Origin of the sequence: Streptomyces himastatinicus ATCC 53653, assembly GCF_000158915.1 — a bacterium.
GTDB lineage: Bacteria > Actinomycetota > Actinomycetes > Streptomycetales > Streptomycetaceae > Streptomyces > Streptomyces himastatinicus.
The window spans coordinates 6,345,694-6,356,700 of the sequence record NZ_GG657754.1 but is presented as its reverse complement, the minus strand read 5'-3'; the positions used below and the strand labels follow the sequence as shown (position 1 = coordinate 6,356,700).

Sequence of the window (11,007 nt, the reverse complement as noted above, 5' to 3'; positions counted from 1 at the left end):
CCCAGGTCCCATTCCCGATCGCTGACGGTCAGCAGAGGACGCATGGGCGCGCCGCAGGCGCAGTCGATCCGGGCCGGGCCGGTGAGCCCCCAGGTGGCGAAGCCGCCGACCTTCCAGCCCGGCGCGATGGACAGGTCGTGCGTATAGGTGAGTTCGTACGCGTCCTCTTCCGCGGCCGCGTCCATGAGTTCCTCCTCCCAGGCGTCGATCCGCTCCTGCACATCCTCGCTCAACAGTTCGGGCCACTCGTACTCGACCACCTGCTCAGGGTCGAGTACGCACGTATTCGGGACGCATTCCGCCCGTCCTACGACGACCGGCTCCGGGTTGTCCGTGAGGGCGTCCCCCACGTCCTGCGACCGCCGCCACTTCAGCACCACGTCCATCGCCCGCTCCGGTCCGTGCACCTCGAACGGACACCAGAAGACCTGGAGCAGATCGCACCCCTCGGGGCCGGTCAGGTCCGGGACGTCCCGGGTGAACAGCTGGGCCGCGGCAAGCAGGGGGATCGGTTCGTCGTCCCGCACCCCGTGCCCCTTCTCGTGGACGGCCTCGCACATCGGCCACGGCTCGTCGGCGGGCCAGAGGAACGGTCCCGCCACCGAACTCTCATGCCGCCCCGGAGAGCCCGGCCTGGGGTGCAGCCGGGTCGTCGTCCTGCGGTATTCGGCGAGTTCCGGAAACATCGCCTCGATATCGACCGGCCGCTCGGGCGTCGTGCGCGTCATGCGCACAGAGCCTGCCATGGGGCCGGCATCAGCCCGGGCCGGGGGCGTGCGCACTCCTTCGGAGGTAACAAAAGGGCATATACCCGGCGAGTCGCCTAGGGTTCAGTGCGTACGACGTATCCGCCGCGAAGGGCAACGCGCCATGAATCGCCTCGGTGTCCGGAGTTCCCGCGGTCTCGCGGCGTTCGCCGTGATGGCCGGGGGGATGGGGGTGATGGCGGGGACCGCCGTCACCGGGGTGGGTGGGGTGTTCGTGGGGGCGGGGGTGGTGGGGGTCGGGGGCGATCTGGTGATGCAGCGCATGGCGCCGGGGTTGATGGGGCGTCTGGGGCGGCTGCATGTCGGGGAGACGCTGCGTTTCGAGTTGCGGTGTGTGCTGCTGCTTCTGCTGCTCGGGCGGATGCATGTGACCGGCCCGGTCGGGCTGGCGTCGGCGATGGCGCTGGTGCTGTGTCTGCTGGGCGGTCAGGCGCTGCATGCCGCGATATGCACGCTGATAGGCCGTCGGCGGCGGCTCGCGGTCGCGGCGCGCCATATCGATCTGCGCCGGCTGGGCATCAGCGACCGGCCGCCGCGGCGGCTGACCGAGTGGCCGGGGCTGCGGATGCTGGCGTACGAGGTGGCGGCGCTGGGCGGGCTGGGGGCGACGCTGGTCACCGGGGACGCCCGCTGGATGGTGGCGGGGCTGACCGTGGCGGCCGGGGGGTGCGCGGTGACGGTGCTGGCGCTGCTGCCGTACCTCGTCGGGGCGCTCCGGCTGCCGGGACCGACGCGGGTACTGGGCGAGGTGAACGCCTGGCTGGCCCTGCACCGGCCGGAGACGGTGCTGTACTTCTCGGGGCCACGGGCGTCCGCGCACCAGGTCGGCATGTGGCTGGAGACGGTGGCGGCGCTGCGCGCCCCGGCGCTGGTGATCGTGCGGGAGCGCCATCTGCTGGAGGCGCTGGCGCCGACCGCGCTGCCGGTGCTGTGCGTGCCGGACGGGACGCATCTGCGGAGGCTGGATCTCGGCAGTGTGCGGGTCGCGCTCTATCCGGCGAACGTCGGCGAGAACATCCATCTGCTGCGCGTCCCCACCATGCAGCACGTGTTCCTGGACCATGGCGACGGTCATGGCGACGGCGACCCGGCCGCCGGAGTCGATCCGTACAGCAAGGTCTACGACCAGGTGTGGGTCGCGGGCCGGGCCGGGCGGCAGCGGTATGCGGAGGCGGCGGTCGGGGTCGAGGACGCGGACATCGTGGAGGTGGGGCGGCCCCAGCTGGACGGCCTCCGGGTCCAAGAGGTGCAGGAGGTTCAGGAGGACGACGCCGTACCCCTCCCCACCGTGCTGTACGCGCCGGGCCCCGCCACGGAAGGCGTAACCCTCGTACGGCAGCTGCTGGAGAGCGAGCCGCCGGTCCGGGTCCTCTACCGGCCGCACCCCGCCACCGACCGCCGGTCCGCCGCGCACCGGCGCGTCGTCGCCCTGATCGGCGCGGCGAACGAGCGGCGGGCCGGGCAGGGGACGGACGAGCCCGAGGAGGCCGGGGCGCTGCGCGCCGAGGCCGCCCGCTGCCGGGCCGAGCTGACGCGACGTATCGCCGCGCTGCACGCACGGCTGCGCCCGGCCTACGCCGACGAGGCCATGCTCACCCGCGACAGCGCCGCACCCGATCCGGCGGCGGTGGCCGAGGCCGGGGAGCTGGGCGAGCAGTGGCACCGGGCGCACTGGGCGGCCTCGCCGCCCTGGCTGCACCAGGTGGTGGAGGCGGACACTCCGTCGCTCCACTCCTGTTTCGACCAGGCGGAGCTGCTGATCGGTGACCTCTCCGGCGTGGTGGCGGACTTCATCGCCACCCTCAAGCCGTACGCCCTCACCGATGCGGCGGGGCTCGGCGCGGTGGAGTTCCGGCGGCGGCACACCGTGGCCCGCGCCGCCTATCTGCTCGGCCCGGAGGCCACTGGAGTGGATGACGTACTCAGGCTGCTGCACGACCCCGAACGGGACACGTTGCGCGCCGCCCGCCACGAGCTGAGGGCGTATCTGCTCGGCCCCGCCGCCCCGCCGTCCGTCCAGCGCTTCGACGAGGCGGTCGACGCGCTCGCCGCGAAGGGCGAGGCGCTCATCCGGCTGCGCGAACTCCAGACGATCCGCGAAGGAGCTGAGGGAACTGAGGGACCTGAGGGACCTGAGGGACCTGAGGGAGCACCCGATGAGCATCCGGCGACCGCACCGTGCCGGTGCGCTCCTTCCGCGCCGCCACCCGCGAAGTGAACGGGTCGGGCGTGCCGTACGTCGTACCGGGGCACCCCGGACGCTGGTCCGTCACCCGCCGGCCGTACGACCCACACCCGGCCCTCACCCCCGGCCCCGACCATGAGCAGCCACCCAGGAGTCAGGAGCGATCATGGGAACGCAGCACGTCATAGCCGTCAGCCTCATCCAGGCGCCCACCGACGGCAGATGGGCCGCGGACATACGGGCTGCCGACCGCACCCGCGTCGGCCACGGCGGTCCCCACCGCACCCGTCCGTCCGCGCCCCCCGGCGACGCCGCCTGAGCCCATCTCACCCACCGGAGTCCGCATGTTGCCGCGTACCCCCCGCCCCGGCCCGCGCCCCCGCGTCAGCGTGATCGTCCCCGCCCACAACGCCATGCCCGCCCTGACCCGCGCCCTCACCTCCGCCATGGAGCAGACGATAGGCATCGCCCGGCTGGAGATCATCGCGATCGACGCCGGGTCGACGGACGGCACCGCCGCGGAGCTGGACCGGCTGGCCGCCGACTGCCCCGCGCTCAAGGTCGTCCGCCAGGAGCCCGGCGGCGGCCCGGGCAGGCCCCGCAACACCGGACTGGACCTCGCCCGCGGCGAGTACGTGTTCTTCCTCGACGCCGACGGCCACCTGGGCCCCGACGCGCTGCGCCGCATGGTCGCCATGGCCGACCAGAACGGCACCGACGTCGTCCTCGGCAAGATGGCCTCCCCCACCGGACGCGGCGTCCCCCGGGCGGTGTTCCGCCACAACCAGCTGCGCACCGATGTCCTCGGCTCGCACGCCTACTCCACCCTCGGCCCCTGGAAACTGTTCCGCCGCTCCCTCATCGAACGGTTCCACCTGCGGTTCCCCGAGGACTGCCGCACCGACGAGGACCAGCCCTTCACCGCGGCCGCCTACCTCAACGCCTCCGCCATCTCCGTCGTCGCCGACTACGACTGCTACCACCTCACCCGCCGTGGGACGACCGCGCGGAACCCTGCCCGCACCGGCCTCACCGACCGCATCGACGCCATCCGGCTGCTGTTCCAGACCGCCGCCCGCTACACCCAACCCGGCCCGCGCCGCGACCATGTGATGCGGCGCCACATCCGCCGGGACCTGTGCGGCGCGCTGCGCGCCCTGCCGCGCGAGGACGAGACCGAGGCGCGGACACGGTTCCTCCCCGAGCTGCGCCGCTGGGCGACCGACCACTGCTCGGACACGCTCTTCCGCACCCTCACCGCGCCCGAACGGCTGATGGTCCACCTGCTGCGCACCGGCCGCTTCGACGATCTGCTGACGGTCATCCGTGCCGCCAAGGAGGACGCGGGCCGCGGCCGTCTGGTCGAGAAGGGGCGCGTGTACTGGCTGCACCCCTTCTTCCGCGACCCGGCGGCCGACGTCCCCGACGACTGCTTCGACGTCACCGACCGGCTGCCGGTCCGCCACCACCTCACCGGCGCGGCCTGGTGCGGCGGTTCCACCCTGCGGGTCCGGGGCCGGGCCGAGGTCAAGGGCCTGGACGCCGGTCCCGAGGACCGCACCGAACTGGTGCTGCGCCACCGCGACGCCAAGGACGAACTGTGCGTACCGGTCACGGCGTTGGACGAGGAGGCAGCAGGCGGCGGGACGGTGAACCGGGACTTCGCGGCGGACATCGACATCGCCACCGCCGACGACGGCGCCCCGCTGCGCCCCGGCGTCTGGGATGTGTTCCTCGACGTACGCGCCCAGGGCGTCAGCCGCACCATACGGTTCGGCAACCGCCACGACGAGGGGCTCGACATCGGCACCGCGCGCCGCGTGGTCGCCGCGGGCCCCGGCCAGCGCGCCCGCGTCACGCCGTACTTCACCACCCCGTACGGCAACCTCTCCCTCGACATCGGCCCGGCCCCGCGCGGCGCGCCCTGCGAGGTGACCGAGGCGCTGTGGCATCCGTCCGACAAGGGCACGCTGGTCGTCGCCGGGCGGCTGCTGCCGCCGGGCACACCGCCCCGCAACCGGGTGCTGCGGTTGCGGGCCGAGCACACCGACGGCCGCGTCCTGGACCACCCCGTGCGGTACGCGGCGGGCCACCCGGCGGGCGCGTTCACCGCCCGGCTGCCGGTGCGCGACCTGGCCCGCGGCCGCTGGACGGTGACGCTCGCCCTCGTCGGCCACGGCGAAGGACCGCCGCGCGCCGCGCCCGTACCGCCGCCCGCGCGGCTGCCCGGCACCCGCTGGGTGCGCCGGGGCCGTCCGGACTACGCCAAGCCGCTCACCGATCGCGGTGAGACGACCCTGGAGCTGCGCATCGCCCCCGTACGCCTGCTCGCCGCCGTCCGCAACCGCCTCGGCGGCCGCATCTGACCGCCCTGACCGGCCCTCACCCTCGGAAGCGGGCCCTGGCCCGTCGCAACCGGCGCCGCAGCCCCGCGGCGACCTTGATGGGCGCCACCTCCAGGGCGAGGGCCGGGGCCGCTCGCCGGGTGAGCGGTTTGGCGTAGTACGGACGGCCGAAGCGGAACCAGCGGATCCCGGCCAGCCGCCCCAGGCAGGGCACCACGACGGTGCGGCCCTCCAGGACCAGCGTCAGGGTCCAGCGGCCCGCTGTCAGCCGTCCGACGGGCAGCCGGGCGGTGAAGGCGCCGGCGCCGCCGCCCGGTTCGAACCGCGCCGCGACCTCGCGCACCGTGCCCGTCCCGCTCTCGGCGCGCAGCCGTAGCGTCCCGCCGTCGCGGCACCGGGCGGCGGCCTCGCCGGTCAGCCGCCCGACGACGATCAGGACGCCCTTCCGGGCGCCGTGCCAGGCGGTCCGGGTCACCCGGCAAGGGGCCTCGCGGGAGGGGGCGTGGGCGACCTCGCCGACGTCGAGCGAGAGATTGCCGTACGGGGTGATGTACGGGACCACCACCACGGGTTCGCCCCGCGGCATCGTGACGGCGCGCCGCGGCGGACCGTGCTCCGCGCCGTCCTCGCGGTTGCCGCCGAGCCGCACGATCCGGCTGACGCCCTGGGCGCGGACGTCGAGGTAGATGTTCCACAGGCCGCGGTCCAGCGGTGCGCCGCCGTCGGCGGTCGCCGGGTCGATGTCGGCGGTGAAACCGGAGGTGTGCGGGGTGGTGGGCACCCGGACCTCGGGCCGGTCGGACTCGTACGCGCGCAGGATGACGTCGGTGTCCGCATCGATCGCGTCGATGCCCTCGATGGCGGCGTGGCCGGTCAGCCGCAGCACTCCGCCGTGCCAGCACGCCGTATCGAGGCGATGGCGGACCGGCAGCCGGTCCGTGATGTCGAAACAGACGTCGGGGACGTCGGCGGTGTGGTCGCGGAAGAAGGGGTGGAGCCAGAAGACGCGGCCCTTGTCGACCAGATGGCCACGGCCCGCGTCCTCCTTGGCGTTGCGCGCGACGGTCAGGACGTCCTCGAAGCGGTCGGTGCGCAGCAGATGGACCAGCAGCCGGTCCGGGGCGTCGATCCGCTGGAAGATGGTGTCGGTCACCCAGGTCCGCGCCAAGTCCCGGAACTCGGGGAAGAAGCGCTCGCGCGCGTCTTTCTCGCTCTCGCGGGGCAGCAGCCCCCGCAGCGGCCCGCACAGTTCCCACTCCACGTGGCGGCGCATGATCTGGTCCCGGCGGGGGCCCGGTTCGAGGTGGCGGGCCACGGTCTCGAAGCACAGCCGGATGCCGTCCATGCGGTGGGCGAGGTCGGACGCGGTGAGGGTGAGGTTGCTGCGGTCCTCGCGATAGCGAACGTAGTAGCAGTCGTAGTCGGCGACGACGGAGATACCGGAGGCATTGAGGTAGGCGGCCGCGGTGAACGGCTTGTCCTCACAGTTGCGGTAGGGCGGGAAGCGCAGCCGCAGCCGCTCGATGAGGGAGCGCCGGAAGAGCTTCCAGGGGCCCAGGGTCAGATAGGCGTGGGAGGAGAAGATGTCGGTGCGCGGCTGGTTGTGCGAGAAGACGGCCCGGGGCACGGCGCGTCCGCCCACCGAGGCGATCCTGCCGAGCACGATGTCGGTGCCGTTGTCGTCGGCCATGGCGACCATGCGGCGCAGCGCGTCCGGCCCCAGGTAGTCGTCGGAGTCGAGGAAGAACACGAAGTCGCCCCGCGCGCGGTCCAGTCCGGTGTTGCGGGGGCTGCCCGCGCAGCCGGAGTTCCCCTGGTGGACGACGTGCAGCGCGGGGCAGGCGCGGGCGAGCCGCTCCAGCTCCTCGCCGGTGCCGTCGGTCGAGCCGTCGTCCACCGCGATGATCTCGATCCGGTCCAGCCCGAGGGTCTGGTCCATCGCTGAGGTGACGGAGCGGGTCAGCTCCGGCATGGCGTTGTAGGCGGGAATGATCACGCTGACGCGCGGCGGGCACACTGCGGACGCAGACATGGCGGCTCTCCGGGATCGACGGCCGACGGGATCAGTCGCGGTCGGGGGCACGGTCAGAGGAGCGGTCGGGGAAGGCCCGGCTGGGCTCCACGGCGTGCGGGGGCAGCCCGCCGCCGTGCCCGGGGGCGAGGTGCCGCGACGGCACCGTACGGCTCTCCGGCCGCCGCTGTGCGACGGGCGGCAGGGGCTGCGCGGTGAGGTCCTCGCCCAGCATGAGGGTCCGTACGACGCGCTCCGCCGCGTGCCCGTCGTCGTACGGGCAGAAGCGGGCCCGGAACGCGGCGCGCAGCGCGGCCGCCTCGGCGTCGCACCACCGCCCCTCGCGGAACACGGCGATCAGTTCGTCCAGGGTGCGGGCCACCGCGCCCGGGGTCTCGCCGGGGCGGCCCGACAGCAGGTCGAAGTAGACGCCGCGTGCGGCCCGGTAGATGTCCCAGTCGTCCGCGTAGATCACGATGGGCCGGTCGAGCACGGCGTAGTCGAACATGATCGACGAATAGTCGGTGATCAGCGCGTCGGCGGCCAGGCACAGCTCCTCGACCGACGGATGGCGCGACACGTCCCGCACCAGCCCCGCCTCGTCCAGTTCGCGCAGCGCCGCAGACGGCCGGTACGAGTAGTGCGCCCGCACCAGGAGCGTGGTGCCCGGGCCCAGGGCGCGGCTGACCCGCTCCAGATCCAGCCGGGGGACGAACCCCTTCTGGTAGTCGCGGATCGTGGGGGTGTAGAGGACGGCGGTGTGGCCCTCCGGGACGCCGACCCCGGCGCGGGCGCGCCGCACATCGTCCGCGGAGGCCGAGACCAGCACATCGTTGCGCGGATATCCGCATTCCAGCAGCCGGTAGGAGGCGGGGTAGACCCGTTCCCACACCTCGCTGGAATGGGGATTGGAGGACAGGGCGACGTCCCAGCGGTCGATGCGGTTGAGGAGATTGCCGAAGCTCATTCCCGCCGCGGCGGCGGGATAGTGCTGCTGGTCCAGGCCCATGCATTTGAGCGGTGTGCCGTGGAAGGTCTGGAGGTGCACCGTGCCGGGCCGCTTGACGACGTCGTTGGGGAAATTGACGTTGTTGATGAGATAGGCGGCGCGTGCCACCGTCCGGTAGAAGTCCCGGGTTCCGGTGACGACGTAGTCGACGTCCTCCGGAAGTGACTCGATCTCCGACTTCTTGACCACCCACACTCCGCGGATATGCGGCGCCAGTTCACGGGCCTTGTAGTAGATCGCCGCCGGGTTGCACAGCACTCCGCGGCCCCAGTACGCGCTGTAGACGGCCAGATTGGGGTCGACCGGGCGCTGCCGGTGGGCCCGGTACAGCGCCCGTTTGCCCCGTACGGCCAGCGCCGCGCGGGCGATCCGCTTGGCCTTGCGGGCGCCCGACACGGCCCGCGTCGCCATCTCGTGCTCCCGGTAGCGGGCGAACGAGCCGCGGGCCAGCGCCGCGAAGCGCCACTCGGCCCCGGCGGGCGGCGTGAAACCGTCCGGGAGGTGGGTGCGGTACCAGGCGGAAGCCCGGCGGAAGAAGCGCGGCCGGTCGGCCGTCGCCACCCGGGAACGGCGGTCCAGGCAGAACAGGAAATGGGAGACGGCCCGTTCGAAGAGCAGACACCGCACCGGATTCAGATGCGGATGCTCGTCGAGGAAGGCGAAGAGCCGGGCGTACTGGTCGAATATGACGAAGTGTTTCTCGCCGGGGCTTCCCGTACTGGCCCCGACCCGGCGCTGACGGTATTCCAGCCCGACCAGATCCACGCAGGCGATGCGCCGCGCCGTCAGCATCGTCAGATACGACAGCAGCGCGTCCTCGTAGATTCCCTCGCTGAACGCGAAACCGTGGCCGGTGTAGAAGGCGCGGCGGTAGACCCGGTTGGACGACATCGCGAAGATGCGCAGGAATTCGGGGCGCTCCAGGACGGAGAACACATCGGTGCCCGCGGAGTTCAGCAGCTCCCCGAAGACGCTGGGTGCGCTGCGCCCGGACCAGTAGGTGCGTACGTGGTTGAAGTAGAGGATGTCCGGGTCCTCGTTGAGGTCGAGCCGTTCGGCGAGGCCCTCCAGGGTGCCGGGCGCGAGGGTGTCGTCCCCGTCGAGGAACAGCAGATAGTCGCCGGTGGCGTGTTCGACCCCGGTGTTACGGGCCTGGCCGGGGCCGGAGTTGACGGGCTGGTGCACGGGCACCACCCGGCTGTCGCGGGCCGCGCAGGCGTCGATGATGTCGCCGCAGTGGTCCGGCGAGCGGTCGTCGACGGCCACCACCTCCAGGTCGCGGAACGACTGCGTGAGCACGGAGTCCAGGCAGGCCTGGAGGAAGCCCTGCACTCGGTAGGCGGCGATGACGATGCTGAAGCGGGGCATGCGGCTCCTCGGGACGCGACGGCGGGTCGAGGCGCGAAGCGCTCACTGACTCACCACCGTAGGGTCGTACGTCCCGATATGCCCGACAAGCCCATGGAGGGGCGGCCAAGCGGGTGAAACCGGGAATCGCTGCGAAGTCATGAACACGGCATCTGTACGATCTTCGAGTCACGCGATGTCCGGGGGAAACAATGACGAATGCCGATCACGCCGTGCTGAGCCCACTGAGGCCGGACGATCCACGGGAGGTCGCCGGCTATCGGCTGCTCGCCAGAGTCGGCGAGGGCGGAATGGGCTCGGTGTATCTGTCCCGTACGCGGGGAAACCAGCCGGTCGCGCTCAAGGTCATCCGGCGTGAGTTCGCGCAGAACGATGACTTCCGCCGCCGCTTCGAACAGGAAGTCACCGCCGCCCGCCGGGTGCAGGGCTACCACATCGTGCCGGTGGTCGATCATGACACCAGCGGTGAACTGCCCTGGCTCGCCTCCGCCTACGTCCCCGGGCTCGCGCTCGACGACGCGCTCGGACGTTACGGCCCGCTGCCGATGCCCGCGGCGTTCCAGCTCATCGGCTGCACGGCGCAGGCGCTGCACGCGGTGCACGCCGCGTCCGTCATCCACCGTGACCTCAAGCCCAGCAACATCCTGCTGAGTTCGAACGGCCCGTTCGTGATCGACTTCGGCATCGCCCGCGCGGCCGACGCCACCCAGCTCACCCGCAGCGGCGGATTCATCGGCACGCCGCAGTACATGTCGCCGGAGCACGCCTTCGGCAAGCCGGTCACCGCGGCCACCGACATCTTCGCGCTCGGCCTGATCGCCGCGGTGGTGGCCACCGGCCGCCACCCGTACGGGGACGGCGCGGGGATCTCCATCGCCGCGCAGATCGCCAACACCGCTCAGCAGCCGCCGGACCTGAGCGGCTATCCGGACGAGCTGCGGCCGCTGCTGGAGCGGTGCCTCGCGGCGGACCCGGAGCAGCGGCCCACGCCCGCCGAGCTGGCCGAGCTGTGCCGCCGGGCCGCGGGCCGTGAGCTGCGCGACTTCTCCGGCTGGCTGCCCGCGCCGATCACGGAGGAGATCGCGCGGCGGGAGCGGGTGGCTCAGCAGCCCCCGGAGCCCGCGCAGCCGCCGATGCCCGCCCACACCCCGACGCAGACGCCCACGCAGACGCCGACGTACGCACCCACGTACGCACCCGCTTACGCCCCCACGCAGGCGCCCGCGCCGCCCCCGCACCACCCCGTCGCGTCCGCCCCGACACAGGCCGCCGCGTACCCGGCCCCGCCGGCGCCGGGCGACAGTGGCCGCGGCAAGGGCCGG

Annotated in this window: 6 protein-coding genes and 1 pseudogene; 4 read left to right on the top strand and 3 right to left on the bottom strand. The window is 72.8% G+C overall.

The window, feature by feature from the left end; translation table 11 throughout:
- A pseudogene (locus SSOG_RS53955) lies at positions 1-728 on the bottom strand (hypothetical protein); the annotation flags it as partial.
- A gap of 142 nt (positions 729-870) precedes the next feature.
- Between SSOG_RS53955 and SSOG_RS27015 the strand changes: the two are divergent.
- The 3 genes from SSOG_RS27015 to SSOG_RS46925 all read left to right on the top strand — a co-directional run bounded on the left by SSOG_RS27015 (position 871) and on the right by SSOG_RS46925 (position 5,318).
- Positions 871-2,985 (top strand): hypothetical protein, encoded by a 2,115-nt coding sequence (locus tag SSOG_RS27015; RefSeq protein ID WP_009717438.1) that lies wholly within the window; start codon positions 871-873, stop codon positions 2,983-2,985.
- A 133-nt stretch (positions 2,986-3,118) separates the two neighbouring features.
- A complete protein-coding gene (locus tag SSOG_RS52565) occupies positions 3,119-3,271 on the top strand; it encodes a hypothetical protein (protein ID WP_154685986.1) in 153 nt (50 codons plus the stop codon).
- Positions 3,272-3,296: 25 nt separating this feature from the next.
- Positions 3,297-5,318 carry a glycosyltransferase gene (locus SSOG_RS46925; RefSeq protein ID WP_009717437.1) on the top strand — a complete coding sequence of 674 codons (2,022 nt, stop codon included), beginning with the start codon at positions 3,297-3,299 and terminating at the stop codon, positions 5,316-5,318.
- Positions 5,319-5,334: 16 nt separating this feature from the next.
- Here SSOG_RS46925 and SSOG_RS27005 read toward each other — a convergent pair whose 3' ends face one another.
- Both SSOG_RS27005 and SSOG_RS27000 read right to left on the bottom strand, forming a co-directional pair.
- On the bottom strand, positions 5,335-7,329 hold the full coding sequence (locus tag SSOG_RS27005; protein ID WP_050799982.1) for a glycosyltransferase family 2 protein: 1,995 nt from the start codon (positions 7,327-7,329) through the stop codon (positions 5,335-5,337).
- A gap of 31 nt (positions 7,330-7,360) precedes the next feature.
- Complete coding sequence (locus SSOG_RS27000; protein WP_009717435.1) at positions 7,361-9,685, bottom strand: bifunctional glycosyltransferase/CDP-glycerol:glycerophosphate glycerophosphotransferase; 2,325 nt, start codon at positions 9,683-9,685, stop codon at positions 7,361-7,363.
- Between the two features lie 191 nt (positions 9,686-9,876).
- Between SSOG_RS27000 and SSOG_RS26995 the strand changes: the two genes are divergently transcribed.
- Positions 9,877-11,007 (top strand): serine/threonine-protein kinase (locus SSOG_RS26995; protein WP_009717434.1); only part of this gene is annotated, 1,131 nt, incomplete at its 3' end.